This window comes from Glycomyces sp. TRM65418, from assembly GCF_019710475.1.
GTDB lineage: Bacteria > Actinomycetota > Actinomycetes > Mycobacteriales > Micromonosporaceae > Glycomyces.
This window is the reverse complement of sequence record NZ_JAJFAX010000002.1, coordinates 139,826-165,586: the sequence shown is the minus strand read 5'-3', so window position 1 is coordinate 165,586 and position 25,761 is coordinate 139,826. Positions and strand designations below refer to the sequence as shown.

The 25,761-nt window shown below is 68.9% G+C and carries 23 protein-coding genes; 2 read left to right on the top strand and 21 right to left on the bottom strand.

The genetic code is table 11. The features are described 5' to 3' along the window. Position 1: 1 nt before the first annotated feature. From K3N28_RS05785 to K3N28_RS05730, 12 genes are all read right to left on the bottom strand, one after another. Positions 2-1,063: a DUF4192 family protein gene (locus K3N28_RS05785; RefSeq protein WP_228091538.1), complete on the bottom strand. Its 1,062-nt coding sequence runs from the start codon at positions 1,061-1,063 to the stop codon at positions 2-4. Between the two features lie 92 nt (positions 1,064-1,155). Next, positions 1,156-1,617: a hypothetical protein gene (locus K3N28_RS05780; RefSeq protein WP_228091537.1), complete on the bottom strand. Its 462-nt coding sequence runs from the start codon at positions 1,615-1,617 to the stop codon at positions 1,156-1,158. Further along, entirely contained in the window at positions 1,610-2,089 is a 480-nt protein-coding gene (locus K3N28_RS05775) for a hypothetical protein (RefSeq protein ID WP_228091536.1), read from the bottom strand. The genes K3N28_RS05780 and K3N28_RS05775 overlap by 8 nt, the downstream gene beginning before the upstream one ends. A 5-nt stretch (positions 2,090-2,094) precedes the next feature. Continuing rightward, positions 2,095-2,550 carry a hypothetical protein gene (locus K3N28_RS05770; RefSeq protein WP_228091535.1) on the bottom strand — a complete coding sequence of 152 codons (456 nt, stop codon included), beginning with the start codon at positions 2,548-2,550 and terminating at the stop codon, positions 2,095-2,097. Next, the gene (locus K3N28_RS05765; protein WP_228091534.1) at positions 2,543-2,986 is read right to left on the bottom strand and encodes a hypothetical protein; all 444 of its coding nucleotides are present in this window, start codon (positions 2,984-2,986) and stop codon (positions 2,543-2,545) included. The genes K3N28_RS05770 and K3N28_RS05765 overlap by 8 nt, the downstream gene beginning before the upstream one ends. 116 nt (positions 2,987-3,102) lie before the next feature. Continuing rightward, positions 3,103-4,353 (bottom strand): hypothetical protein, encoded by a 1,251-nt coding sequence (locus K3N28_RS05760; RefSeq protein WP_228091533.1) that lies wholly within the window; start codon positions 4,351-4,353, stop codon positions 3,103-3,105. A gap of 198 nt (positions 4,354-4,551) precedes the next feature. Next, on the bottom strand, positions 4,552-4,932 hold the full coding sequence (locus K3N28_RS05755; protein ID WP_228091532.1) for a hypothetical protein: 381 nt from the start codon (positions 4,930-4,932) through the stop codon (positions 4,552-4,554). 250 nt (positions 4,933-5,182) lie between these two features. After that, entirely contained in the window at positions 5,183-5,779 is a 597-nt protein-coding gene (locus tag K3N28_RS05750; RefSeq protein ID WP_228091531.1) for a hypothetical protein, read from the bottom strand. Between the two features lie 229 nt (positions 5,780-6,008). Further along, on the bottom strand, positions 6,009-6,422 hold the full coding sequence (locus K3N28_RS05745) for a hypothetical protein (RefSeq protein WP_228091530.1): 414 nt from the start codon (positions 6,420-6,422) through the stop codon (positions 6,009-6,011). Positions 6,423-6,505: 83 nt separating this feature from the next. Next, positions 6,506-7,105 (bottom strand): hypothetical protein, encoded by a 600-nt coding sequence (locus K3N28_RS05740; RefSeq protein ID WP_228091529.1) that lies wholly within the window; start codon positions 7,103-7,105, stop codon positions 6,506-6,508. 100 nt (positions 7,106-7,205) lie between these two features. After that, entirely contained in the window at positions 7,206-7,598 is a 393-nt protein-coding gene (locus K3N28_RS05735) for a hypothetical protein (RefSeq protein WP_228091528.1), read from the bottom strand. Positions 7,599-7,724: 126 nt separating this feature from the next. Then, positions 7,725-8,138: a hypothetical protein gene (locus K3N28_RS05730; protein ID WP_228091527.1), complete on the bottom strand. Its 414-nt coding sequence runs from the start codon at positions 8,136-8,138 to the stop codon at positions 7,725-7,727. A gap of 672 nt (positions 8,139-8,810) precedes the next feature. Here K3N28_RS05730 and K3N28_RS05725 point away from each other — a divergent pair. Then, positions 8,811-9,959 (top strand): hypothetical protein, encoded by a 1,149-nt coding sequence (locus K3N28_RS05725; protein WP_228091526.1) that lies wholly within the window; start codon positions 8,811-8,813, stop codon positions 9,957-9,959. Between the two features lie 564 nt (positions 9,960-10,523). Here K3N28_RS05725 and K3N28_RS05720 read toward each other — a convergent pair. The 7 genes from K3N28_RS05720 to K3N28_RS05690 form a co-directional block, all read right to left on the bottom strand. Continuing rightward, positions 10,524-11,381 (bottom strand): replication-relaxation family protein, encoded by an 858-nt coding sequence (locus tag K3N28_RS05720; RefSeq protein ID WP_228091525.1) that lies wholly within the window; start codon positions 11,379-11,381, stop codon positions 10,524-10,526. After that, entirely contained in the window at positions 11,378-13,612 is a 2,235-nt protein-coding gene (locus K3N28_RS05715) for a type IV secretory system conjugative DNA transfer family protein (protein ID WP_228091524.1), read from the bottom strand. The genes K3N28_RS05720 and K3N28_RS05715 overlap by 4 nt, the downstream gene beginning before the upstream one ends. 143 nt (positions 13,613-13,755) lie before the next feature. Further along, the gene (locus K3N28_RS05710) at positions 13,756-14,811 is read right to left on the bottom strand and encodes a M23 family metallopeptidase (protein ID WP_228091523.1); all 1,056 of its coding nucleotides are present in this window, start codon (positions 14,809-14,811) and stop codon (positions 13,756-13,758) included. Continuing rightward, positions 14,808-16,559 (bottom strand): VirB4 family type IV secretion system protein, encoded by a 1,752-nt coding sequence (locus tag K3N28_RS05705; RefSeq protein WP_228091522.1) that lies wholly within the window; start codon positions 16,557-16,559, stop codon positions 14,808-14,810. Before K3N28_RS05705 ends, K3N28_RS05710 begins: the two co-directional genes overlap by 4 nt. Beyond that, on the bottom strand, positions 16,556-17,428 hold the full coding sequence (locus K3N28_RS05700; protein WP_228091521.1) for a PrgI family protein: 873 nt from the start codon (positions 17,426-17,428) through the stop codon (positions 16,556-16,558). The genes K3N28_RS05705 and K3N28_RS05700 overlap by 4 nt, the downstream gene beginning before the upstream one ends. Then, a complete protein-coding gene (locus K3N28_RS05695) occupies positions 17,425-19,125 on the bottom strand; it encodes a hypothetical protein (protein ID WP_228091520.1) in 1,701 nt (566 codons plus the stop codon). Before K3N28_RS05695 ends, K3N28_RS05700 begins: the two co-directional genes overlap by 4 nt. A gap of 173 nt (positions 19,126-19,298) precedes the next feature. After that, positions 19,299-19,652, bottom strand: a complete 354-nt coding sequence (locus K3N28_RS05690; RefSeq protein ID WP_228091519.1) for a pilin — start codon at positions 19,650-19,652, stop codon at positions 19,299-19,301. A 500-nt stretch (positions 19,653-20,152) separates the two neighbouring features. On the opposite strand from K3N28_RS05690, the gene K3N28_RS05685 reads away from it, so the two are divergent. Further along, positions 20,153-20,923: a hypothetical protein gene (locus K3N28_RS05685; RefSeq protein WP_228091518.1), complete on the top strand. Its 771-nt coding sequence runs from the start codon at positions 20,153-20,155 to the stop codon at positions 20,921-20,923. Between the two features lie 131 nt (positions 20,924-21,054). Here the strand turns inward: K3N28_RS05685 and K3N28_RS05680 are convergent, their stop codons facing one another. After that, positions 21,055-23,601, bottom strand: a complete 2,547-nt coding sequence (locus K3N28_RS05680) for a DEAD/DEAH box helicase (protein ID WP_228091517.1) — start codon at positions 23,599-23,601, stop codon at positions 21,055-21,057. Continuing rightward, positions 23,601-25,700 (bottom strand): site-specific DNA-methyltransferase, encoded by a 2,100-nt coding sequence (locus K3N28_RS05675; RefSeq protein WP_228091516.1) that lies wholly within the window; start codon positions 25,698-25,700, stop codon positions 23,601-23,603. The genes K3N28_RS05680 and K3N28_RS05675 overlap by 1 nt, the downstream gene beginning before the upstream one ends. Between the last annotated feature and the right edge of the window lie 61 nt (positions 25,701-25,761).

Genomic DNA, 25,761 nt, shown 5'->3' with positions numbered 1-25,761 from the left:
GTCAGGCCAGCCCTTTCTGCTCGTCGTCCTGGCGGTGCGGCTCGCGGGAACCGAACGGTGGGCGCATGGCTTCCCCTTCGTGACGGGATGGCATGAGCGCGTAGGCGCCGATGCCGGTCCACACCAGTTCGGCCAGGACCTGCGCGGCGGGCTGCTCCCGCCGCCCTTCGTAGGCCACGTTCACGGCGGCGCACACGGTGGTGAGGTCGCCCGTTCGCCAGGCGGCGAGCCCGGCCAGGGTGGCTGCGAGGGTGCGCGCCGACCCGGAGGTGTGCCGGGCGATCTGGCACCACAGTCCAGTCCGGGTTCGGGCGGGCGGCGCGGCGAGGATCCACTCGATCGCCTGCTCCCTCAAGGGGAGTGAGGCCTCCAGGGCCCGACCGAGGTTGACCGCCTCGGCCACGGTGGCCGGCCCGCGGCGATCGAGGCAGGCGAGCAGGCTCGCCCGATCCTCAACGGCCAAACGCCGGGCGTCGACCTCGGCGGCGTGGCCGCGCAGACGTGCGAGGATGCCCTCAAGAGCCAGGGTTTCGTCGTCGTCCTCGACCGGCCCGAGACCGAGCGCGGCGGCCTCGAGCGCGGTGGCGCACTTGGCTTTCACCGCGAGTGCGGTCAGGTGCGCCCAGAGCGGGTCGAGCGCAGGGACGGGGCGCAGGAGGTGGTGGTCGGTCTGGTCAACGTGGTCATCGACGTAGCCCCAGCGTCCGCCGTCTGCGGTGACGGCGAGCATGCCCCAGCCCGCGCTCCACTTAGGGGTGTCGCGGAAGTCGAGGAGCCCGGCGGCCGCGGCGGCGACGTTCGTCAGGTCGGCGCTGGAGCCGATCAGCCACAGCCAGGTGGCCGGGACCGGGTCGAGTTCGGTCTCGAGCCGGTCACAACCGGCCTCGTCGTAGAGGTCGGCCAGCGGCCAGACCGAGGTGTGGACCGGGCCTTTCGGGCCGGTCGCGATGGCGATGACTTCTTCGGACAGGAAGCGACCCAGCAGGGTCGGGATGAGGGCGGTGACGGTCCCCGGTTCGAGGGAGGCGAAAGCGCCCACGGACTTGTAAACTGGCAGGTTCACTGCACTGGTTCCTTTCGTGTGGTGGGTGCGGCCAAGCCAGATTCCAGTCGGGACTTGGCCGCACCGTGCTCTTCGGAGTAGGCGGGCGCCGCTTAAGCGGTGTCCGCCGTTTGCGTCACGTCCGTGGTGAACCCCCGGTAGGGGTGGAGCGTGAGGCGGACGTAGTGGTTGTGCGCCCTATAGAGGGCCGTGGGCGAGAGCCATTCGTTCCCGCGCCAGTACTGGGCGAGCGGGGCGAGGCCGATGGCGACATGTCCTTGCCCGGCGAGGTCGGGCCGGAACACCCAGCCGATGCCCAGGTCGATCTCCTCGCCCGCTTCCGGTGTCGTCGGCGCGAGCTGGCGGACCGGATCGGGCCTGAGCAGCGCCTGCCGGACTTCCAGGACCGTGGCGCTCATGCGCGCCAGTGCCCCGATCGGCGCATCGGGGAAGGTCGCGTACGCGTCGCCGCCGAGGTTGAGGCCGACGGAACCGAAACGCCCGAGCAGCCGCTCCTCCGGCGGCCAGGTCAAGACCCCTTCGCCGAGGTCGAACGGCGCAGTGAGTTCAGCCATCGCCGACCTCCGTTCGCGAGCCCGGCCCGGTGACGGTGGTCAGGCCCTGCTTGCAGGCGCAGCCGGGGGCGTGGACTTCGAGCCGCACCAGGCGGCCCAGCACGGCTTCAGTCTCGGGGCGCAGCTCGCATGGACCGGTCCCCTCGCCTGGGGCGCAGCCGACGAGGTCGGCCGGTCCGCTGCGGCCCGGGATCGGCGTGTTCGCCCCGATGCTCCCTGCGGCCAGCACCAGTGACGGCCGGTCGGCGGCGCAGGCGGCCAGCGGGACCGTGCCCTCGAGGTTGCTCGGTCCGGTCAGGGTCGCGATGATCAGCCCGGTCTGCCCGACAGGAACCGCGTGAAGGACACGTCGTCTCCCGGTGATCGGGGAGAGGACGCCGACCATGCCCCTGAGGTGGTCGTCGGTTCCCGGCAGGTAGGGCTCGTACTGGATAAGGCGTCCTTCAGCGAGAACGCAGTTCGCTACAGCCATAGCGTTCACTCCATTGCAGAATCGATTGATCGGTCAGCCGCCAGACTCGACGGCAGGTGTCGGACTTCGAGCCGGACCGGCTTGCCCGCCAGGACCTCGAGCGCGCCCTTGTCCAGCCAGGTACCGCGGCCGGGATCCTCGGGCTGGACGGTGACGGCGTCGATCGGCGCGTCGCCGGAGCTCGGGAAGAGCAGGAGGCGGCCAGCGGCGAGTGCGTGATCGGTCTCGACGGTGGTGCGGCGCACCAGCACATGACCGCGGCGCTGCCGGGGCCTGCCGGTCCGGTGGCGCAGGTGGACGGCGACCAAGACGACCGGCTCGTCCGGGAGGCCGGTGGCGCGCAGCGCCACGGGCCCGCCTTCGACCAGGAGCTGGACGGCCAGGACCGGTCCGTGGACCGTCCGGACTTGCAGGCGCCGGAGGATGCCCTCGCCGAGCAGGATCGTGATCGCTTCACTCACGCGAGCCCCTTTGTGTCGGGTCGCCTGGTGTGGCGAGGAGGCCGCACGTGCATGCCGGCCAGGCGAGGTGCGCTTCCAGCAACACGCGCCGCTCGAGCAGGCGGGCGACGGTGGCGGGGAAGAGCCAGTCGGTCAGCCTTCCGTTCGCTGGGCGGACTCCGACGCCGGTCGCGCTGCGTCCTTTGAGCCCCACGGGTTCGGTGAAGAGCGCGCCGGTGCCCAGCAGTTCCCGCTTGATCGGCAACGTGATGCTGTCGGTGTCGGGCAGCGGTGTCGCTGTCAGGGCGACGGCCCGTCCCGACGTGATGCCGTGCAGCGGCAGCGGGATGCCCTCGGCATCAGTGAGGCAGACCGTCCCCCAGCGACCAGAGTGGCGCTCGGCCTCGGGAAGGGCGATGAAGCCCTCGCCGACGCCGTGCGTCGCTTCCATTTCCATCAGGATGGTTCCTTTCGTTCGGTCAGTTGGGTGCGGTGCCGCCGCGCGCCCGGAAGTTTCCGGGCAGGGCGCGGCGGCACCGCTTGGGAATCGGGTTGAGGCACCGCGAGCGGGCCTTAGGCCAGGTCGCGGATGCGGTAGGTGAGCGGCGTGATGCCCTCCTCTTCGACCAGCAGGGGCCGCTTGTCGGCGTCGGCCGGGTCGGCCTTGGTGAACTGGTCGGCCATCAACTGGCGCAGCGCACCATCGCAATTGCGGGAGACCTGGTCGCCATGCTCGGCGCGCAGTTCGCGCTTGAGCTGCCCGGGGGTGATCAGGTCGCCCGCGTTCTCCTCCCGGATCAACCACTCCCTGGCCAGGCGCTTGAGGCCCCCGGCGGGGAGCTTCCGCGACCCGTCCGAGCGCAAGTCGCCGCCCCGCTTGCGGGGCCTCGTGACGCCGGGGATGACGGCCGAATGGCCGCAGATGGGGCAGGTGACCCTGTCCGGCGCGGCGGCCATGGGAACACCCCGAGCCGAGCGCATGAACGCGTCCGGCTCCAGACCCGCGTTCCGCTGCCAGCTGCAGTCCTCGTCGGTCGGCGCGAACGGCTTCGAGCAGACGGCCAAGCCACTGGCGGTCAAGGCCCGGAGTGCGGTGAGCACCTCGCGGGTGCCCATGGGCATGTACGCGGCCTCAGCGACCTGCCTGGTGCTCAACGGCTTTGTGGCCTCGGCCAAGACGCGGGCCATGAGCATGACCATCGGATCGTGCTCCAGCAGCACCGGCTGGAGACTCACCCCGGCGGCGTCGGTCGACGCTACCCCCGCCGCTTCCGATTCCTCCGCGGCGGCACCGTCGAGCTCGGCGTCCGCGTGACCGTCAGCGGCGCCTCCTCTGGCTTCCTCCGTGCCGCTGCCGGCCGCAGGGCCGTCAGCCTCGCCTTCGTCGGGCTCGGTGCTCACTGATTCACTTGCCGACGGGTCGGCCTCGGACACATCGGCCCGTTCTTCGACAGCCGGGTCCGTCTCGGCTTCGGCCGCCTGGACCGCGTGGGCGTCCCCGGCCTCAGGGCCGGGTTCGCTCATGGCGCGGTCCGTGCTGGTGGTGTCGCCTTCGTCGGGACGGGTGTCCTCGGCGTGCGGGGATTCCTCGGTCGGGGCCACTTCAGCGGTCGGGACCGGGTTGGCCCACCGCCACACGGCGGTGCCCTCCCGGTCTTGGGTGACGACCGCGCCGGAGTCGACGAGTTTGGCGAGGGTGCGCTCGGCCGTGGACTTCGCGACGCGCGAGTCGGCGCAGATCGCCTCCAGGTCGTGGAAATCGCCGTGCTCGGACAGGAAGGTGGCGATCTTGACGATCGCCGGTTCGTTCTTCTTCGCAGCCATGACGGTCTGTCCTTTCAGGATTGATTTGGCGTGCATGACCATGGCTCGACTCCCAGGGGATGTCGAGCCAAGTTCAGTGGCCTGGACCAGTGCGTTCGCACCGCCAGGACGCATCGATCAGGTGTCGGTCGGTCGTTCCTTTCAGGGACGGGCGAGGGGGAGCCCGTACGGGCTCCCCTCGGTGGCGGCTGGACTGGCCTACGCGGCGGCGCGGGCCGGGAGCGGGCGGGTCTTCGCCTCCTCCATGGGCAGGCAGGTGATCTGCCCGTACAGCGAGGCCAGCGGGAAGGTGGCGGCGCTGATCTGCGCGGCGGTCACCGTGGCGTGGCGGCCGACGTTCTCGGGCCACAGGTCCTCGACGAAGTACGCGAAGCCGCTGATGTTGCGGGCGAGCACCTGGTGGCCCTCGATGAGTGCGGCGAGGACTTCGGTGTAGAGGAAGGACCCCTCGGTGTCCCGGGCCGCCTCGAGCGCTTCCAGTCCGGCGCGGAACGCCTGCAGGAGGTTGCGGACGCGCTGGTGCTCGCTCGATTCGAACTCGTCGGTGTCGGTGTCGGCTTGCGTGTGGGTGTCGTTCATGGACACCCTCCTTTCGTGTCGTGTTCCGTCGGAAATTGCGGGTTGGGCCCGCCGTGTGCGGGCGTGCGGGCCGCCGGGCCGTTGCGGGCCCATGGCGGCGTCCGGCCCCAGCGGGGCCGGGACGAAGGACACCGCAACTGCCGGGCGGCACCAAGCCGGGCGGCAGTCCGGCGCAATGGGACTCGGTAGAGCACGGGCGCTGGGCACCGATCCGGGTCCTCTTGGTAGGGGCACCGGCTGCGGCCGAGGGCTACGCGCCGTCGGGCTCGGTCAGTGCGGCCATGCCCGCTTCAGCGAAGACGGCGCGGACCTCGTCCTCGGTGATGAACCGGTCGTGGCAGGCATCGACACAGCCGTCGATGAACGTCCGTCCGCATCCGCCGCACGGGACCTGCGTGTCGCCCGGGCGCAAGACCAGGTGAACCTCATAGGCAGGCAGGGGCTCGTCGGCGTCGTGGGTGTAGACGACCTCGAAGGTCCGCTGGCCGTAGCCGCGCCGGTCAGCCTCGGTCACGGACCGGATCTGGGCGCAGGGCCAGGCGAATACATCCCCGGGCCGCAGGCCGTGGACTGCGGCCATGCCGAGCCGGGCACCGGGGCCGAACCGCTCCAGCAGGGCCGCCAGAAGAGGCCGGTGCCGGGGCTGGGTGCGGTTCGCCAGGCGCGCTTCGCGTTCCGCGACCTGTGCGTGCAGGCGCTGCTGTTCGTGTTCGACGAGTGCGGTGGCGGCGCAGTCCTCGCAGGTGTCGTAACTGTCCGGCGGCCTCTGGCCGCTGGCGCAGTCGGCTGCTGCGCAGCTGCGCTGGCCTGGACCGGATTCGCGGGCAGGGTTGGTGTGGTCGGGCATGCTCGTGGTGCTCCTTCTCGTGGCGTTGGTGGATACGGCGACGGCCGCGACCAGGTGGTCGCGGCCGTCGGGGAATGCCGGCGCGCAGGCGCAGTCGGCTCGCGGGCCGGTGGTGGTATCGGTGGATGAGCTGCCGTGGTCTGCTGCTCCTGCTCGATACCGCCCGGTGTAGTGCCGGGTATGGCAGCAGGGGCCGCTACTGCGCGGCCCCTGCTGTGGTCGGTTGCCTTCACATGTCCTCGAGGACGGTGCGGGCGGTGTACAGGAGGTCGGCCAAAGCCCCGCGGACCTCGTGCCGGTCGGCCACGGCTCGCTGGACGGGTTCGACCAGGAGGCGCACCCGGGAGGGGTGGAGGTAGCCCTGGACGCGGAGCGCTGCTTCGGCGTCGGTCAGCTGGCGGCGCTGCTCCTCCCCGAGCAGTTCGAAGAGCGACGTGGCCGCCCGGTAGGGCTGGAGCGTCGCGGCGGCGACGTCGTCGGCCAGGTGCAGGCGGGCGGCGGCGGCCATGAGTTCACCGGGCAGGTAGCCGTCGAGTCGGGGCAGGCGTTCCAGGATGGTGTCCCAGTCGGTTTCGCAGATCGTCGCGGCCATGCGGGCCGCGTGGGTCCAGGCGGCCTGCTCGATGGTGGTGTAGGCGGTCATGGTCGTGTTCCTTTCACTGGTGCGGAAACGGGAAGCGGCGCACCCTCTCGGGTGCGCCGCAAGCGGAGGAGGTGGCCGGTGGGTCATCGAGGGCCGAGCCAGTCAGCCGGGCTCGATGCGGGGACCGGGAGCGCCGGATTCGTGGTGGCGGGCAGGATCGGCGGCCATCCGGTGATGGCGGCGCGGTAGCGCTCCAGGGGTTCGAAGAGCTCTTGCCGGTCCCACCACAGCGGGTCGCCGACCTCGCAGCGCCCGACCGCGGCAGCGTGGAGGTAGAGCTCGACGGTGAATGCGCCGTCGTCGGAGACGATCCAGGCGTGCTCGGTCGCCGCTTCCCACGCGTCCGGTTCGAGTTCGGGTTCGGGTTTGAACGCGGGCTTGGTTACGGCCAGGCCGACGCCGACCAGGCCGAAGGGACCGGTGGGCCGTGCGGGCACGTGGTCGCACATGCGGAGGTGGAAGTCGAGCGCTTCGGTGAGCCAGGCCGCCGGGAGCGGCTCATCTGGCGCAATGATGCATCCGTCGAGGTCGTCGAGACAGGCGGTGGCCTCGGGGAGTTCGGCGACGGTCAGGCGGCCTTGCGGGGTCTGCCAGCAGGCGATGATCCAGCGGCCGCGGTGGAGGTGGTCGGCGGTCGCTGCGAACCAGGCCCGCAGCGCGGTGGGGAGGTCGTCGGAATGCATGTCTTCAGTTCCTTTCATCGAGTCGAAGTGCAGCTGGGCATAGAGAAAGGGGGCGCAACCAGCGGTTGCGCCCCCCTTTGTGGGAGCAAGTGGTCGGCGGTTACTCGCTCTCGCCGAGGTCCTCGGTGTGGATCGGGTCGGTCTCCCCCACGGTTACTCGGAACCGGTCGCCGTCTTCGCCGCAGGCGTCGAAGCCGCCGGCGAATCGTTGGAAGCGGCCTTCCTCGGAAGCGAACAGGGAAGCGCACCACACGAAGTGACGCAGCGCCCCGTGCATCGCCGAAGGCTTGTTCCCGTACTCGCTCGGTTCGACCGCGACCACGTGCCGGCGGTCCTCCGAGAGGACCGGCATGAGGATCGGGTCGACGATCTTGCGGACGCTGGGCTTGATGGCTCCATAGTTGGGGTGCGGGTCGAGCAGGCGCTCCCACACCTCCGCGTCCATCGGGGGGTCGAGGTCGATCCGGCCCTCGTAGCTGGCTTCGTATCCCATGTTTGGTGATCCTTTCATTCGTGCCCCCAATGCGGGCGCTGAAGCAGCGGCACCGGCCGGTGCCGCTGCGCGTTCGAATGGCGCACGGGCGCAGCGGGCGCCCCTGGAGGAGAGCCCGAGCGGGGGCTATTTGCCGGTCGCCTTGGCGGGCGGGCAGGGCTCCCAGAGAGCTCGCCAGCACCAAGCGAGGGCGCGGCCGGTCCATCGAAGGAGCGCTCGCGCGACCCGCTTGGCACGGGTGGGCCAGGGCTCGGCCCGCCAGTTCGACGGCGTCTTACGGCACCGCCGGCACTGGCAGGCTGCGCCGTGGAGTTCGAACAGGCTGGCGGCCTGGAGGCGGTCGCAACCGGCGAGCGGCAGCTGCTCGTGTCTGTCGAGTTCGACGAACACCGTGGTGTGTCCGATCGAGTGCTGGAGGAACTTCACGGTGGCCATGCAGTAGTAGGGGGACCGGATCTTGTAGTGGGACCTGGTCGAGGCGGGCAGGGTATAGACGGGGCGGACCTTGCAGCGGTCGCCGGGGTTCCAGTCATGCGCCATGGCGCGATCCCTTTCTCTTAGGGCGGTTGATAGTGGGTATGGCGAAACCCGCGCACCAGCGAGTGCGCGGGCGGGGAGCAGTGGTGTGGTGCCCTTATTCAGGGCACGGCAGTGCCGCGACCCCCAGAAGTGGGTGTCGCGGGTCGCGGGTTCGAGTCGCGGTGGTCCGCCTCGCTGCGGTGCTTCTGGTTCCGACCAGCGATCTGGTGGGAGGTCCGGGAGCGGTCCGGAGCGGTCAGGCGGGGCCTGCGGCTCGATATGTGGTTGATGAAGTGAGTACACAGGTATTACCGGCAGTGGGCGCGGATGCGCGGCCAACGGTGAGAGGGTGGGACCCACCCTGCGCGCGCCTTCGTCGCGATCATGTCGCCAGCCGGGCAGTGACGCTGCGGCTCACGAGGGTGCTCCGCGTGTAGCTCAATGTGGTGCACGTGCCGGTGGGCGGCGATTCACCCCGCTGCCGACCGCCATCGAGGACGGACCGAGACTTGACTGCGGCAGATTCATGAACCCGTCACAAGTCCGAACGGTGGCCGCTGTGACCGTTTTGGGATGACGACCGCGAGACTGCCCGCATTCAGCTGTCGTCGTTTCTCAGTGCGGCACTGCTTTCCTGGCCGCTCCCCCAGCGCTGCCGAATCCGTAAACCCTCAGTGCAAAGGTTCAACCCCCATGGTCAACGAACCCGTCCAGCCGATGGCTCAAGTGGTCAACCTGGGACCGCCCGCGCAGATGTACGGGTCGCTCGCTGCGGTCCTCGCCGGTTTCGCCTTCACGGCCCTGATCCTCTACCTCGAACGCCAGGACGGCCCCGGCCGCCGCAAGCCAGAACTCGGTCCCTCAGCAAAATACGCCCACATCAATGCCGCCTCGATCGTCAAGACCTTGTTCTATGCGATGTGTGCCCTGACCGTGTGCGCCTTCCTCTACTCGAGGCTCGCCGGGGAAACGGAGCTCTCCAGTCGCGTGCTACTCGGCCTGTCCCTGTATGGCATGGTCCTCGGCCCCGCCGTGCTCTCCCTCTTCTACGCTCTGAACCTGGTGATGGTCACGCATCCGACCACCCGGTCGAGCGCGGAGGCCACCCGGTGGGTGGTCGCCGCAGCGGGGCCGGCAGTGGTCGTCGGCATGTTGGCCGACCTGCTCGACAGCGCCTGGCAGCAGGGATGCAACGGCGCCTGCCCTCAATGGATGTCACCGCGGTGGTGGAGTTTCGGACTCCTCGTCGCGTTCGTGCTCGGCGGACTACTGCTGACGGTCCCGGCGCTCCAACGAGCCCAACGGCTCCGCAAAGCGATTCGGCGGCTGCAGCACCGAACGGCAGTGCAATCCGCAGCGGACTTCCTCCTGCCCAGACCCCACCTCCCAGCGCTCATCACCCTGGGGCTCGCATCGGCGATCGGCATTGGATCCCTCTGGGCCCGAGGCATAGCGGTGGGAGCGCACGAAGGACTCGACCCGCGGATTTGGGTCCACCCGGTCCTCATCCTGACCGCGACGGTGATGGCGATCTTCGCGTTCGCCACCGGCAGCGTCCTCGATCCGGCGCCGACCAAGTCCCTGGGCCGCAGCATGGTCGATGGCCATGAATTGGAATTCAGGGCGGTAGTACGTCTGCCCAGGGTCCGGGTGGTGGACGTCAAGACCGGTGAGGTGCTCGGGACCGTGGTCGGGCTCGCATCGCGCCGTCCGAAGCTGCGACCGTGGGACGCCAGAGGTGCCCGCTGGATACAAAAGAATCGAGAGAAGGAGGGGGCTGGTCCCGCTCGAGTGTGCGCTGCGGCAGGAGAACTATGGCGCGAGTATGAACGCCGTCGCTGAGACTCCGGTCGGGAACACTGTCGACTGGGGCAGGAGACGTTACGGGTCGAAGTGGCACTGGTCGGTCGGGGCAGGCAGGAGCGGAATGCGCGGCGGGTTGTGGAGGGTGGGGCCCACCCTGCTCCCCTCCTCCAGTCGCAGTCATGGCACCGCTCGGGCAGTGAGGCTACGACTCGCGCCGGTGCCTGGCGTGCGGTTCGGTGGGGTGCAGGTGCCGATGGTGATGCGAGCGGAGTGCGGCCACCGTCGACTGGTGAGCGGGACGTGAGCTGGGACCCGGATGCGGCCATCGGGTCAGTTGCAGGAGACCGGAAGAGACGAAGGGGAAGAGTCGGACGGAAAGGCTGGGGAACGGGAGGCCAGGCCGGTTGGGGTTCTGATTTTTCGCGAGCCGCTGGAGACATGACTATGTCGTCGGGTTCAGGGTGGGAGCAGGATGAGGGCCGTACGCTGCGTGAATGCTGCCGTTCAGGGGTGCGGATGGTGATGGGTCCAGTCACGGGCCAATGGAGGGGTTGATGGTGATGGGCCCATGGTGATGGGTCAAACGCACCGTTATCAGCCTCAGTAGCCGGAAATCGGTGCGGTCAGATCGAGCAGGCTGCGGCTACCCCTGCCGTTGCCGAGAAGGTGCCAGGCCGGCTCACTCAACAAGCGCACCACCGGGGCGAGGTCGGTCCGCCACGGCGGCAGCCGTGGGTGGAGGCCGACAGCGACGGTGAGGTCGCCGGTGTCGGTGATACGGCCCGCGAGGGCGCGGATCCGGGCGGGGGCAGCGACCGCGATGAGGACTTTCCGGTTGTAGGGCAGCAGGGGCGAGCGGCGGCGCGGGTAGGCGGTGATCTTCGCGGCCAGCCGGTCGAGGGTCTCGGTGCCCGTGTCGTGCTCATACCAGGCGGTCAGACGGCGGCCGTGGCCGGTTTCAAGCGTGAACGCGGCGTCGGGGCGCAGGCCCTGGAACTCAACGCTGGCCTCGGCCTCGGAGAGCCACTCGGTGACGCGGACTCCCCCGTGCAAGCGGCAGGCCAAGTGCAGCGCGGCGACGGCTTCGACCGCGCCGTCGTCGTGGGATCGAGTCGGGGACAGGAAGCGACGCTGAACCGTCCATTCGGCTTCGGCCCTCGATGGGGGCCTTTCGCCTCTGCGAAGGGCATGCACGACCTGCCCGGTCCAGGCGAGGGCGTAGCGCCAGGCGCCCGAACGCGGCAGGCGGGTGCGGGTCAGGACGCCGAGCTCGATCAAGGTTCCCAAGCGAACGTTCGCGACTCGAGCGGAGGGGAACCAGACCGCGCCGATCTGAGCGGTGGTCATCACCCCGAAGCGGCCGAGCGCGTCGATGATCGCGAAGTCCCGGTCGGTCAGCCGGCCCGCGAGCGGGGCCAGTGCGGCCGAGGCCACCGTGGGACGGGGCTGGGCGCTCACGTGCCGCTCCGATAGCGGAAGGCCGGGAACCGGTCGGCCTGCGCGGCAACGGACGCCGCGTCGCCTCGTGGATCGGGTGGTCCGAACGTGGTGAGGGTGCATGCGGGCTGCTCGACGCCTCCGGACACCAGGCGGGCGGCGGCCGTATAGCCGCCGAGGTGGGCCAGGTCGTGCTCGGTCAGGTTCGGCGCAGTGTGAGCGGAGAGGCGGCGCGCGTCCTCGGGCGAGATGGTGAAGAAGACCTTATTGCGGCAGTTGGAGGAGATCGCTGATTCGAGTTCGCGGTCGAGCTGGCCGAGGTGCTGATGGGCCAGGACGGTGCTCAGGCGCAGTGCGCGGGCTTCGGCGAGGACGTCGCCGACGGTGTCGGGCAGGTTCATGAAGTTCTGGCACTCGTCGACGTACATGACGCAGTCCCGCCGGCGTTCCTCCGGGATGCCTTGGCGAGCTAGGACGGACTGCCAGACCCGGGCGAACAGGATGGATCCGACGAGCTTCGCGGTGTCCTCGCCCAATGTTCCTTTGGGCAGGCGGGCGAGCACGATGCCGCCGTTGTCGAGTGCGGCGCCGAGGTCGATGCTGGCTGCGGCCGGCGGAGCGCCGATGGTCTCGCGCACGAATGACCGCCCCAGCACCGAGCGGAGCCGCGCGAGGACCGGGCCGACCGCGGGAGCGGACGTCGAGGGCGGGAGCGAGTCGAACCAGGTCCAGAACTCGCGCAGGTTGTCGTCGTCCATGGCAGCGGTGTAGCGCTGGCGCAAGTGCTTGTTCGTGAGCAGGATCGGCAGCGCGGTGAGTCCGGCCAGGTCGGCCATGTCCTTCGCCTCGTCAGTAGTTCGGGCCTCGGACGCCTTGGCGCTCAAGTACACCTGAGTGCGCAGGGACTGCTGCAAAATATCGTTCGCCCTGGGCCCCCAGTGCCGCTCCCAGAGTCGGCGGCAGATGCCGACGAGGTGATCGATGGCGACTTCGGGGTCGGTGCCGGGCGCGATCGGCGGGAGCCCGGGTCGCGGGTGCGTACCGCCGGTGCGGTCGGGGTCGATGAGGACCAGGCGCCCGGTGGTCTCGGCGGGGTCGAGCCGGTCGAGCAGGTCGTTCACCAAGTCGCCCTTCGGATCGATCAAGACGACGGCCCGCTTGTCGCGGATGTCGGCCAGCATCATGTTGAGCAGCAGCGTGGACTTGCCCGACCCGGTGGAGCCGATGACGTGCACGTGCTGGCGGGCATCGCGCGCGGCCAAGCCGATCCGCTGTCCTCCCAGGGCTTGGCCGAGGGTTTTGACGCCGCGCCCCCCGCCCAGCAGCGCCGCCACGGGCGCGACCGGGCGAGCTCCGGCCCGGGCGAGCGCAGGCATCACGGTGTCGGATGGGACGTGCGCGGCAACGGCGAGTTCATCGGCGGAGACCAGGAGCCCCGAGCCTGCGGCCCAGGCGTTCACGGCCTCGGCGATGCGGCGGGAGGGGCGACGTCGCCACGCGCCGCCCAAGACCGCCGCGGTCCCGGCGGCGAGGTCGCGCGCCCGGGCGATGGCGACCTCCTTCGGGCCGGTGACCGCGGCGGCGTATCGGACTTGCATTGTCCAGAGCGATCCGGTGGCGAGGCGCTCGGCGACGGCCTTGCGATGCAAGGTAACCCGGTTCGACTCGACCGGCTTGCGGTTCCCGGTCGGATGGTGGCCGGCCCCGGGGGTGACCAGGTCGAGGACCTCGCCGATGAAGGACCCACCCGTCCTGGGCCCGGCTGCGACCTTCGCGGCCCGCCGCACGGCGCGGCTCGAGGCGGGGCGCGCGACGATCTGGACGACGGCGCGTTCGGTTTGCCGCCCTGCGGCTCCGGCGGCGACCAGGCCGCGCAGGACCTCCCCTGCGGCGGCATCGGCGACCAGCGGCAGGCCGAGTGCGTGCCTCGCGGGGATGAACACGCCACCCTCGATCGTCACCGCTTCCCCGGTGGGCAGGGGCGGTTCCGCGTCGGTGACGGTGTAGGCCGCGCCCGGCCAGGCGGCGTCGAGCGCGTGCGTGACCTGGCTGACCGCGATCGTGCCGGGCACCCAGACCCGCACCGACAACGCCGCCCCGGTGAAGCGGTACTCCCAGATCAAGTGCTCCTGACCCGACCACCAGCGCCGCCACCGCCCATGCGTGATCGCCAACAGCTGCCGCCAGGCCAGCACCGCGGCCTTCGCATCGACCTCGGGCGGGGCCTCGATCGCGATGTACTTGCATCCCACGCGCCACCTTGCGGCCGCGGCACGGCGGGCAGCCGCACGTGGGATCCCCACCGACAGCGCCAATGCCGCTACGAAGCCTCCAGCCCCGAGCAGCATCGGCAGGCTTACGTCAAGCCCTGCAAAGGGATCAGCAAGCCACGAGATCACAGTGCCACACCTTTCGACGAAAAGAGCTCCACAGGGGACAAAGCGGTGTCGAAGGTCGGTGCGTGTGACCGGTGCACCTCGAGGTGCAGATGGGGACCGCTGGATCGCCCTGAGGACCCGACGTAGCCGAGGAGATCGCCGGCGGCAACGGTGTCGCCGATGTTCACTTCGGGGCGCTCCCTCAGGTGGCAGTAGCGGGTCAGGAGTCCTTCGGCGTGAGCGATCTCGACATACCAGCCGCAGCCCATGACATTGGGAGAACCATCGACGTCGCAGGAGAGCTGGCGTCCGGCGGGCGTGTGGGCGTTACACACGACCTTCACCACGTCCCCGGCTGCGGCGGCCAGGATCGCGGTGCCTCTGGGCGCGCCGAGGTCCACACCGTTGTGGGTGGGACGCTCGGCGCTGCGCCAGCCCGAGACGACCCCAAAGCCGGCCACGGGATGCATCCACTCGCCCGAGCAGTCCGCGCCGCCGCCGATCGCCGCCACGGCGGCCCGAGCGCCGTCTTCGTGCTTCGCGTAGGCGTCGGGGTAGGCCGAGACCTGGACCCGTTGGGCGGCGACCGTGACCGGCAGGTCCTCCCAGCCGTCGATCCGCTCCAGCGCGTCGAAGAAGAGACCGGCGCTCCCTGCGGGATCCATGAGGACCGCGACGTCGCCCCAATGCGGGCGCTGCTGGAAAATCCCGATGCTGTCGTGGTCGAAGCCTTCACCGTCGTGGGGGAAGTTCTCGCTCTCGGGCACCGCCGGGTTGGACAGCACCCTGATCCGCGATTCCTGCATGGCGGTTGCCAGCGCCACCACCACTGCCTGCTCGGGCAGGTCGCGCTCGGCGGCGGTCTGCCAGATCGTGATCGCATGGCGCGCCTGCGCTTCCCCGTACCCGTCGCCGAGCGCTGCGGCGACCGCCTCGAGGTCGGCCGCGCTGGCGGCGCAGCCGCCGATCCCGATCGGGAAGCGGTGTGCCTGCTGGGCTGCGCCGAGCACGAGGACTGCGCATCCGCCGGCGAGCACGAGCAGGACGGCGCCGATCGCCAGGAGCCGCTTCATGACCGGCTCCCGGCGGACAGGCCCGTGAGGGCGAGCTGGTGCTCTTCGGGGGAGGCGATCGCGCGGAAGGCGACGTGGTTGCCGCCGCCCAGCAGCAGGCCCTCGCCCAGCCGCGCCGAGCCGATCAGCGCGGTCTCGGCCGCGGTGAGCTTGAACGCCGCGGCGATCGAGTCGATCGCTTGCGCGGCTTGGCGCATGAGGATCTGGGTGGCTGAGTTGTGGATGACGGTGCGCCCCAGCTCGGAGCCGGTCACGTCCTCGGCGTCTTGAGTGACCACCGCGAGCCCGGTGTTGCGCTTCCGGGCGCTTTTCGCCAGACGGGAGAGCCAGGCCGCGCCTTGGCCGGTGCGCAGCATCAGCCACGCCTCGTCCACCACCACGAGCGTTCGGGGCCCGCCCGGGCGCAGGCGCCGCCAGATCTGGTCCAGGACCAGGAGCGTGACGACCGACGCGAGCTCGGGAGCCACTGACGCGAGGTCCCACACCTCCAGCGGTGAACCGGGCGTCTGGGGGCCGGCATCGGCGGTGCCGGTGTCGAACACGGTGCCCGGCCCCACCCATGGAGCGAGGCGGGCGGCGAGGTCGACCCCGGCCGGGTCGGCGGTGAGGGCGTCGGCGACGTCGGCCATGGACGGGGCCCGGCGGCCCCAAGTGCCGGGGTCGTCGCTGATCCCCGCGGCTTCGTAGCAGGCGGCGGCGGCCCGCTGGAGGACGGCGGCCTCGGAGCCGGAGAGCCGCTCGCCCAGCAGCGTCTCCACCACGGTGCCGACGAAGAGGCGGCGGCGCGCGAACTCGTCCTCGCCGGCCGCACCCGCATCGGGCATGGTGAGCGGACGCAACCGGGCCCCAGCGGAGCCGGGCCGGTGCACGGTCCCGCCGACATGGGCGGCGAGGGCGCGGTACTCCGACTCGGGGTCGACCACGACCACCCGGACGCCCTGGTAGAGCTCCCGCAGGATCGAGGTCTTCGTGAAGTACGACTTCCCGGCGCCCGAGCGGGCGATGAGCACCGAGTTGTGGTTGTCCATCGACGCCCACCGGTCCCACAGCACCGGAGCCCCGGAGTACATGTTCAGTCCGTAGAGGACACCGGTCGCCGGTGTCGGGTCGGGCAGATCCGGTGAGGCGAACGGGAACGCGGCGGCCGCGGTGGCGGTGTCGACGGTCCGGTGCGCGCCGGTCGGGTCGACCCCGTACGGGGCGACACTGATCGCCCCAGGGAGCTGGCGGGCGGTGGCGGGCCGGACGTCGATCATCGTTGCCGCCGCCCGCGAGCGCACCCGCGCGCACACCAGATCGAGCTCGGCGGGCGCCTCGGCGTGGACGGTCAGGTAGACCGCCTGGCGGTGGAGTTGCGCATGGCCGCGGGCGACTTGCGCGGCGAGGTCGGCGGCATCGGCGGCCGCCGCCTCCACGGCCGGGTCCTCCAGATGCCCGCGCGCGGACTCGTAGCGGCGCTGGGACTCCAGGCGGGTGCGGCGGCGCTGCAACTGCATCGCCGCGACCTGCGCCGGGAGCCCGTCCAGATGCAGGGCGAGGGACACGCGCGAGCCGGGGACGGTCAACTGGTCGGCCCACCCCCACGGCAGCGTCGCGGGGTACCCGGTCACCAAGAGGACCGCGCCCCAGGAATCGCCGGCGCGGAACCGGCGCATCTCGAACGTGGCAGTGTCAGGCCACAGGTCGGCCTCGAGCGCCCTGCCGCGGCGGGCACGCCGGGCGGCGATGGCGTTCCAGAAGCGGCTCATTGCGACCAGCCCCCGAACGCGGCCCCCGCCGTGCCGTAGGGATCGAGCCCGAACCGGATGCGCTCGGACAGCTCGGAGCGGTCCAAGCGCCGCGCGTCCGCCCCGATCTGGGCCAAAAACGCTTCCACCTGGGCGGCCGCTCGCGACGCGCTCTCGGCGTCGAGCCCGGTGACGACGACGGTGACCTCGCGGGCGAGCACCCCGCGCCCGGCGACCAGACCGGCAAGCCAGGCCCGGTGCGCCTGAGCCGCGGCTTGCAGCGCGCCGTCCCCGAGGGCGCTCGCGCGGGCGTCGAGGCCGGTGAGGTAGCCGGTCAAGTCGACCGGCCGCTGCATCACCGACACCTGCAAATGGCCCTCAAGGGAGTGCAGCAGGCGCGCGAACGCGTCGCACAACGCAGCGCGCTCCCCCTCGGCACGGAGGTCGAAGTTCACGCACCCGGCCGCGACAGCGACCGCGCAGCCAGCCGCGCCCAGGTCGATGACCCCGGCCGGGTCGATGCCGTCGACCGGGGAGGGGACCGGGCGGACTCGGGCGAGGCGCTCCATGCCGGTCAGCGCCAGGGCGGCCTGGACGGCTCCCGGTGCGGGTGCCCCAGCGGCGAGCGGGGTCCGCGGGGACCGGATGGCCGCCCAAACGAGGCGGTCGAGCGTCGTCCCGTCACGGCGGGCGAGCGCGAGCGCCAGCGCCGCGGCGGCGATCGGCGCCGAAGCCAACAGCAGCAGCACCGGATGGACCAGGCCGGCCAGGGACTGCCACAGCCCCCACAGGCCCAGCGCCGCCGGGGCCAGCACCGCCACCTGGCGGGCGGTCAGGTTGAACAAGATCTTGTCGGGCAGATCCAGATCGGCCGGGACGTAGACGCTCATGACCGCTCACCGCCCTTGCTGTCCGGCTTTGGCTTCGCGGCTGGTTTGGGCGGCGGGAACGCGTGATGGTCCTGGGCTGCCGGGACCTCGTGGGTGGCCGGACGCCCGGTGGCGGCCATGCGGGCCATCGCCGCCTTCGCGGCGCGGCGACGCTCGGCCTGCTCCTGCTCGGCTTTCGCCCGTGCCGTCGCTTGCGCTTTCGCGGCCTCGGCCGCCTCGGCGGCCGTCCGGTCGCGGTTCGCTGCCGTCGCGGCCTCGCGCCGCTGCGCCAGCGGCACGACCTGGTCGGTGCGCACGCGCACCACCGGAGGCGGCTCGTGCCGATCGATCAGTGCGCCATCCGGGACCGACGCCAAGGGCCGATCGGAGCCCGAGCCCGCCGGAGCGACCGGAGTCGCCACGGCCGCGGTTGCTTCGGGCTGGGCGTCGTCGAGCGGCGAGGCGAGGGTACCGGCCCGGGAATTAGGGCGCGGCGGCCGGTCCCCGTCGGGCGCGTAAGGGGCGCTGCTGCCCCCGACGACCGGGTTCCCGTCGACACTGACCGGGGCCGCATCATCAAGCGGCGAGACCGATGCATTCCCACCCGTAGGCGGCCGCGGCTGAGGATTGCGGGCGTCGGCTGTATTGCGGAAGTCGGCCCACTCGTTGAAACCGGGCGGCTCAGGCGGCAGATCGAACTTGCTCCCGCCCGCCTCATCGCGCTTGCCCGGAGAGCGGTCCGGCTGCTTATCGGGATCGGGCTTCGACCGTTTCCGGGAGCGACCGTGATTGCCGAGTGCTTTCGACATCACGAAAGCCCCCAGCAGCCGCGAACCCGGAATGGAGACTGGACGGCCGCGAACGATCCGGAACGACTGCTTATGGACGACCCACATCATCCAGACGATGACGAGCAGATACAGCTCGGTGACCGGGATGTGGAAGAAGTGGCCCCAGTAGAAGCCGCCGGTCATTTTGACCCACACCCAGACCAGCGCGGCCTGGCCAATAGCCGAGGCCATGCAAGCGCCGAGCATCCGCCACCACAGCCGGGACGCCCATTCGGTGACCGGCAGACCGTGGCAGGCCAAAGCGATCGGCGCGCACACGACGACAAAGAAGAACGCTATGTTGCGCACGATCGCGGTGAACAACAAGACGAGCAGGCACGCCGCAGTCGCCAGAATCCAGAGGATCTCCGCCAGCAAGTTCGGCTTCTCGCAGGCGGCCTCACCGTTGTCCGCGACGCAGTCCTCGTACTCGAAGCCCGCTTCCGACCAACCGCTCATGGTCAGTTGGGACGGAAATTCCTCCAACTGGGTAATGGGGGCCAGAGAAGGGTCGGTCGCAACGACACTGAACCCGTCGACGACCTCATTCGCCGCGGCCATGGCCTGCTGCACGATCACCGCCGAAATACCGGCAAGCAACAGTCCGACGACCAGGCGGGGCGCGATTTCACGAATGGTGTAGCGAGTCTGCAGCGTCTCGTGCGACATGACGAGGACCCCGCCCACGACAACGACCAGGGTGTAGCCGGCGACGGCCAGGATCAAGAACTCCTCAGCCAGCGGCTTGCCGGAGTCCCAGGAAAGGGAGGACAGATGAATCCAGTCCATCTCCGTCAGGACATCGCGCAGTCCATCACGCATGGCCTCGAGCAGACTGCGGATCCATTCCAAGAGGCCGTCCATCGCCTCAACGAGCCACTCAGGCATGGCTGTCCACCGCCTCGAAATGCAGGAGCGAGGTCGCACGGCGGCGGCGCGCCTTGTACGGCGATTGCGATTCAACTGGTCGCGAACGGTGATCTGCACGTGGCGTGCAACAGCGAGCCCAGGTAGCGTCCACGATTGCGAGAGGTGCCCATTTGAGTGGTGCGCTGCAACGGTTATTCATAGGTCAGAATCCCTTGCAGGATTTCGACGAACGGAATCGCGAGCAGGATGATGCCGAAGCCGATCGCGGCCGCCCTGAGAGCGGATTTGGCCTTCTCGGTTTCGCCGGGATCGCTGGCGAGGAGATACCTGAGACCGCCGAGGGTCAACATGACCGCGACCGCAGCGCCAGCCAGCACAACGATGACCAACCTGAGGTTGTCGAGCACCACGATGATGTCGTCGGTGTCGGCCATCGCCATGCCCGGTGTCGTGAGCACCAGCACCGCGGCGACCGCGCCGACCGCGGTGATCGGCGGCAGCCATCGGGCCAGGCGGACCCTGATAGTTCGGTGAGCCGTTCCCACGTCCCGCACCCCCGTGACGGAATCGATGCGTAGGGGTCGGCCCGGGGGTAAGGCCGGGCCGACCGGGCTCCCGCGCCTGCGGGGTCGGTGCCGGAGAGACACCACCTCCCTCAAGGTCGGATGCGAACAGGAACGCCTGGACCGCACCCGCGTCGACGGGAACCCAAGCCAGCACTCCTGCGGCTGACTCGAGTGGGGAAGACCAGCGGTGGGCGCCGATGCGCGAGGGTGCGCGCCCACCCCGCGCCCACCCCAGGACGCGAACCGGACACGACAGCAGGACTATGCGGCCGAGGTGACCCCGCGGGCAGCAGTCGACCGTGCCCACCCCGACCGGGTGGGCACGGCAAAGCCCCCACCCCCGGTAGACGGGGGTGGGGGCCAGGGTGGGAGGCGCTTCTGCGTGGGGTGGGCGGGGTGCTGGACACACCCTCGGGTGGGGGATCTAGCTGGAGCAATAGCGGACAACACCGTCCGCTCCAGCACCTGAGGAGCACGCCATGCAACCCGAGTCCACCCCGCTGCACCGCATCGCAGCGCAGTTCGACCTCCACGCCGACAACCCGGAGCTCACCGTCCCCGGGGCAGCGATCGAGGGCCTGCCCGACCGCCCGATCGGGCTCCGCGAACTCCAGGACCGCCTCACCGGCCCCACCGCCCGAGACGACGCTGCCGACACCTGGACCGACCCGGTCTGGACCTACCTGGTCGACCGGGCCCGGAAGCAGCCGCTGTGGGTCACCATCAGCGCCGCCCTCGCCCTCCCCGGCTTGCGCAACGCCACCAAACGCGTCACCTGGATCGCCCCACCCTGGGCCGAGCGCGCCGACATCGAAGCCAGCGCGCTCGCCGGTTTCGCCGCCGGAATCGCCCAAATCAGCACCGTCCGAGCACACGTGTGCCGCCGCCTGTGCCATCAGGGATACATCGCCGCCCGCGCCTATTCCCGCGAACTCGTCCGCTACACCAAGAGCCTGGTCTCAGCTGAATTCGCGTCCCGCCCGCCGCAGCCGCAGGTCGGCCACGTCGACCTCGTCCTCGCCGACGCCATCCGCGAAGAGATCATCACCGTCGATGAGGCCGACCTCATCGGCACCACACGGCTCGACGGCCAGCGTCTCGGCGACTACGCCACGGCGCACGGCCTCACCCGGCCGGCCGCCGACCACCGCCGCCGAGCCGCCGAACGACGCCTCGTCGCCTGGCTTCGCCCTATGGGAGGCACCGTAGAGAGAAGAACATGCAGTCTCGATGCACTACCAGGGCAGTAGGTAGGGAATAGCAACCGGAAGGGTTTTGTCGGCGGCTGCGGTGGAACTATCGCCACCGCACCCGCCGCACATTCGCGAAGCGAAGCCTGAAAAGCCACGCACGGGATCGGATCGAATCAGAGCGGCTCGGACTACTGCCCGAATTCTTTGAGCTGACTCCACAAGCCTTGGGCATCTTCAATGTCTTGTTCTCCGATCAGCAAATAGCGCCAGGTGGCATCCGTGCCTTCGAGGGAATTAGCGGTATTCGCCCATCGTTTTGCGGCATTGCGCTTCGCGAGGACCTCGGCTGAGTTTAGATCCTTGTCGGCCTTGATTTCGACCAGCCAGCCGACGCGTTTGCCGTCGATTTCCTCGATAACTACGAGGTCCGGGTTGTACTCCCGGCCTTCGGAGGTCCATTTGATCGGCACATCGTTGACGTGGAGGCGTGCCCAGACGATCACGTCCGGGTCGTCGTCGATGGCGTTGGCGACGGAGAATTCGGGAGCGCTATCGAACCAGGCGTGGCTGTAGAGATTCTTGCTCCATCCTCCGAACGCGACGGCTTTGTCAAATGATCCATCCGCGTGCCCATCGACTTGGCGCTTGTTCGCTTCCCGAGTCTTGTCGAGGAATACGGGCTTCGCCTCATCGGAGTAGGTGAATTGTGCTTGGGTAGTGTCCTTGAGCGCTTCGGTGATCTTGGCGGCGAGTCGCTGTCCGCACCGTTCACCGAAGGCGGAGAGGTGGGCGGCGGCTTTGTCGCCCATCGCGTCAATCAGGCTATCGACGATCCGCTTCGCAGCGCCGAGTTCATTAGGGCGGTTGGCAACGCCTTTGACGGCCATCGCTCGGCGCATCAGCTGGTGGTGCAGGGTTTCCAACGGCATTTCAAGTGGGAGGGCAGAGGCGATCGTGTCGTTAGCCGTCTCGGTGGTCACTTCGACCTTGCGACCGTCATGTGTTGCGGTGATTTTGGTACGCCGCAATTCATCGGAGATGTCGTTCGTGAGCGCTCGTCCGAGCTGCTCGAACGGCGTGTAATCGTGGATCTGGTTGAGGCTGACCACCACAGGTTGCGGGACCGCTTCGAGGAGCGGAATGATGATCGATTCACGTTCGGGAAGCGGCGCGTAGGCGATCTTCGCTGTCGTCTTCCGGGCGGATTCTGCCGCGACTTGAGTACGGGTGTCGATGTCGACCACACCCCCGATGAAGGCGGGCCTTGAGTCTGCCTCGAGCGAACTCCCGGATTCCGAAGCAGGCTGCCCGCCGTCGAGGTCGGAGCCGCCGACGCGACTGGTCTCGTCTGAGGCAAGTGCGCTTGGCGCGGCGATGACATCGGTTTCGGCTTCGAATGCCTTATCCCGGACCACGGAGCGGCCGTCCTGGAGCTGCCTGATTTCGGCATAGATGCCGTAGTTGATGAACGCCTCGTTGAGAACTTTTCGTTTCGCCAGCAGCTCACTGTACTTTTCGTGCGCCAGAACTTCGAGTGTGTCCAGGATTTCGACGCCGGTATACCGGCCGAATGGGAGCCGCATGCCGCGTCCGAGGGTCTGCTCGGTCATGACCTCGGAGACCGAGGCCCGCATGGAGGCGATCACGTAAACGTTCTTGACGTCCCAGCCTTCCTTGAGCATCCCGACGCTGATGATGATCCGTACCGGCGAGTCGGGGTCTTCGACAGCAGCGAGGTCGGCAAGGGCCTGTTCCTTCTCCTCCGAAGGCAGCTTCGAGTGCACCAGCAGGGTCTTTCCTACCCAAGACCCGCCGTCGAACGAGGCAGAGTCGAGGACCTCCTGGAATTCCTTCGCCTCCTCGATACTGCCCGCGATGACCAGCATGACAGGGTTCACCTTGGCGAGGCCATGCTCGTCGCAATAGGCGTCCGCGTGCTGCGCCTTGTAGCGCAGGAGGTTGACCCCGTCGAGCAGCTTTGTCTCGATGTCCGTCCGGTCGTCGCGGCGTCCGACCATGACTGGCGTCTTCACCAGCTGATCGGCGATCGCGGCGGCCAGCGGGTAGCGGAAGGCGACCATCGACTCATCGGATCTCGCGGGCGTGGCGGTCAGCCCGACCACCAGTTCCGGTCGGAGTTGCTGGATGGTGCGCGAAAAGGCTTTGCCGCGGTAACAGTGGTGTTCGTCGGCCAGGATCACGAGGTCGTCGAGTTTCGCAAGGCGGTTGAAGAACGAGTCGCCCAGGGTCTCCAGGGCTTCGTGGGTAGCCCGTCCCTCACCGGTCGCTGAGGTGAGTGCCTGGACGGTGAAGATGTACAGCTTCGTGACCGACGGATCGTCCATCGCGATCCGGGTCGCTTGGGAGTCGAAGTTCTCGGCGGTGACCACGACCGGGTTCGAGCGCAGCATGTGGCGCAGCGACTTACGTGTGCCCGCTGAGAAGTTCGCGATGGACTTGTCGCGGATCGTCCGGCCAGGGGCGAGCAGCAGGAAATTCCGAGCCGGGGCTTCGGCTCCGGCAAGATACTCCATGAGCCCGGCCATTACGAAGGTCTTGCCCACACCCGTGGCCGAGTCCACGATGCACTCGTACGGCTCGGTGTTCTCCTGCACGTCGTAGTGATCGGAGGTGCGCAGCAGCACCGACCGGACCGCCTCGCGGTTCGGCGCACGGAGGTCCAGGCGGTGGGCGACCTCGTTGAGGAGGTCAGCTTGGAACTGCAATTCGCCCATCAGGCGGTCGTCCCTTCACCCTCGACTACCAGTGCGCCAGTCGCGTTCGCGACTGCGGCATCGGAGGGGGCGCTGGACCGGCCAGCGCCGAACGGGGACCTTCGAGCCGACTTGCGACGGTAGTTCTCAAGCACTTTATCGGGAATCAGTTCAAGCCGTGAACCGCTGCGAGCGTCCCTCAATGCCCGTGCGGCATCGTCTTCGATCTGCGTCGCCCACACCTCCACGGTCTCGCCTTCAGCGAGCCGGTCGAGGATCGCCGCAATCGTCCCAGTGCCGACCATGCCATCGATGATCACATAGCGAGTGCGCCCCTGCTTCGCGGCGAAGATGCCGTCGGGAAGGTAGGGAACCGACAGCTGGGCGCACATTGCCTCTGCCAGATCCCCATGCACCGCCCAGTCCGCGAGCAAGGTCATGCCTGGCATCTGGACGAACATCGACTTACCCGTCTCAAGATGGGTGAAACCTCCGCCGCCGTGCCAGTTGACGGTGGTGACGTCCCGGGTCTTGGTTGCGGCCCTGAGGATTTTGACGGCTGTGGGGTCGATTTCTGTGGCAACGGCTCTTGCGACCTTGGTCAAGAGCCGGTTGAACTCCTGGGCTTCCAGAGGGCTCACGCCCTCTGGGAGAAACTCGTCCTCGCCGTTTTCACCCATCGCGGAGACCCGCTCCGTGGTGGTGGAAATACCGCCCTGATCCTCGCCTTTGACGACCATCGTGAGCCGGGGAAGTGTGTACCGGGAGACGGTGTCGGCTGACAGCTCACTAGTCACCCAGCGGCGCCCCATCTTGTGTGCGACTGCCGCCGTGGTTCCGGATCCTGCGAAGCAGTCGAGGACGATGTCGCCCGGCTTCGACCCAATATGAAGAATTCGTTCCAACAGTCGCTCAGGCTTCGGCGTCGCGAACGGGTGCTCCCCAGGAAACAGCTCCTTGATCTCGATTTTGCCGCGAAGGTTCCCCCCGACCTCGGTGCCCAACCACAACGTCTCGGGGACACGGCCGTTGTCCTCCAGGTGCTTCTTACGCTGGATTCTGTCGCGGAGTCCGAGCATCACGATGTCCGGCCAATGGCCTGCGTCGTAGCGGGCTTGTGCGGCCACTGCTGCTTCTTCCAAGGGAACCGAGAGCATGATTGCGGGGACCCCCGCCTTGACCTTTTCAGGAGTCGTGCCGCAGATCCGCGCCCGCTCTGCCTCGTCACCGATATCACGAAGCTCATACGGTGCGTATTCGGACATCTGCTCGAGCATCCACGACTGCGCTTTCCCCCAGCAGCGACCCGCGGTCGGGTACATCAGCTTCCCGGTCACGGGGTGCTGAATGGCGTAGACCATCGGATGGTTGGTCGCCGCCTTGCCGGCGGTGGCATCGCCGTCGCGCCACGGGATCGGATCGCCGTCACGTGACTGATAACGGCTGGTGTTCGATGATGCGAGCCGGGGCATGCGGTTCGGAGTCCACGCCTCGCTTTTTCGATAGACCAAGATCGTGTCCTGCGAGGTCGACAGCCCCTTGGTGTCGTTCCGGGGTGAGTCGGCCTTCTGCCATGCGACTTCAGCGACAAAGTTACTTGCGCCCAGTTCTTCGTCGAGCACTACGCGGCAACGGTGCGACTCTGAGTGGTCCAGGTGTACCCAAACCGAACCGTCTTCGGCTAGCAGGGGCCTGATCTGGCGTATCCGGTCGCGGAGGAGCGTCAACCAGATCGAGTGTTCGATGTTGTCCTCGTAGTTGCTGAACGCCTGGCCTGTGTTGAACGGTGGATCGATGTAGACCAGCTTCACCTTCCCCAGGTACTGCTCGGCGTACTCCGGGATCTTCGCCAACGCGTCGAGCACATGCATCGCATCGCCCGTTACAAGCAGGTTGCCGCTGGTCGGTGCGGGGAGGTCTGCGGGTCTTCCGGGCGGGACCGGCGCCTCGAACCGTTCGACTTCGCGCAGGAGGCGGACCTCGGAGACCCGGTAGTCGGAAGGGTCGACGAACGTGTAGTCGTACCTGCCATCGCCGGTGGACAGGAGCGTCTTGTCCTTGTCGGTCCAGGTCAGTTCGAGTCGACCCTGGTGCCGGGGCGTGGGGTTCGTCGAGGACATGCAGTGTTCCCTTGCAGTTCGAAGCGCGGAGGCCACTATCTTCTCAGAGCCGGCTGACAAC

Bases quoted from the DNA above. Each gene is read 5' to 3' on its own strand.
- K3N28_RS05780 (WP_228091537.1), bottom strand. From the start codon at position 1,617: ATGGCTGAACTCACTGCGCCGTTCGACCTCGGCGAAGGGGTCTTGACC.
- K3N28_RS05775 (WP_228091536.1), bottom strand. From the start codon at position 2,089: ATGGCTGTAGCGAACTGCGTTCTCGCTGAAGGACGCCTTATCCAGTAC.
- K3N28_RS05765 (WP_228091534.1), bottom strand. From the start codon at position 2,986: ATGGAAATGGAAGCGACGCACGGCGTCGGCGAGGGCTTCATCGCCCTT.
- K3N28_RS05760 (WP_228091533.1), bottom strand. From the start codon at position 4,353: ATGGCTGCGAAGAAGAACGAACCGGCGATCGTCAAGATCGCCACCTTC.
- K3N28_RS05755 (WP_228091532.1), bottom strand. From the start codon at position 4,932: ATGAACGACACCCACACGCAAGCCGACACCGACACCGACGAGTTCGAA.
- K3N28_RS05750 (WP_228091531.1), bottom strand. From the start codon at position 5,779: ATGCCCGACCACACCAACCCTGCCCGCGAATCCGGTCCAGGCCAGCGC.
- K3N28_RS05745 (WP_228091530.1), bottom strand. From the start codon at position 6,422: ATGACCGCCTACACCACCATCGAGCAGGCCGCCTGGACCCACGCGGCC.
- K3N28_RS05740 (WP_228091529.1), bottom strand. From the start codon at position 7,105: ATGCATTCCGACGACCTCCCCACCGCGCTGCGGGCCTGGTTCGCAGCG.
- K3N28_RS05735 (WP_228091528.1), bottom strand. From the start codon at position 7,598: ATGGGATACGAAGCCAGCTACGAGGGCCGGATCGACCTCGACCCCCCG.
- K3N28_RS05730 (WP_228091527.1), bottom strand. From the start codon at position 8,138: ATGGCGCATGACTGGAACCCCGGCGACCGCTGCAAGGTCCGCCCCGTC.
- K3N28_RS05725 (WP_228091526.1), top strand. From the start codon at position 8,811: ATGGTCAACGAACCCGTCCAGCCGATGGCTCAAGTGGTCAACCTGGGA.
- K3N28_RS05710 (WP_228091523.1), bottom strand. From the start codon at position 14,811: ATGAAGCGGCTCCTGGCGATCGGCGCCGTCCTGCTCGTGCTCGCCGGC.
- K3N28_RS05705 (WP_228091522.1), bottom strand. From the start codon at position 16,559: ATGAGCCGCTTCTGGAACGCCATCGCCGCCCGGCGTGCCCGCCGCGGC.
- K3N28_RS05700 (WP_228091521.1), bottom strand. From the start codon at position 17,428: ATGAGCGTCTACGTCCCGGCCGATCTGGATCTGCCCGACAAGATCTTG.
- K3N28_RS05695 (WP_228091520.1), bottom strand. From the start codon at position 19,125: ATGCCTGAGTGGCTCGTTGAGGCGATGGACGGCCTCTTGGAATGGATC.
- K3N28_RS05685 (WP_228091518.1), top strand. From the start codon at position 20,153: ATGCAACCCGAGTCCACCCCGCTGCACCGCATCGCAGCGCAGTTCGAC.
- K3N28_RS05680 (WP_228091517.1), bottom strand. From the start codon at position 23,601: ATGGGCGAATTGCAGTTCCAAGCTGACCTCCTCAACGAGGTCGCCCAC.
- K3N28_RS05675 (WP_228091516.1), bottom strand. From the start codon at position 25,700: ATGTCCTCGACGAACCCCACGCCCCGGCACCAGGGTCGACTCGAACTG.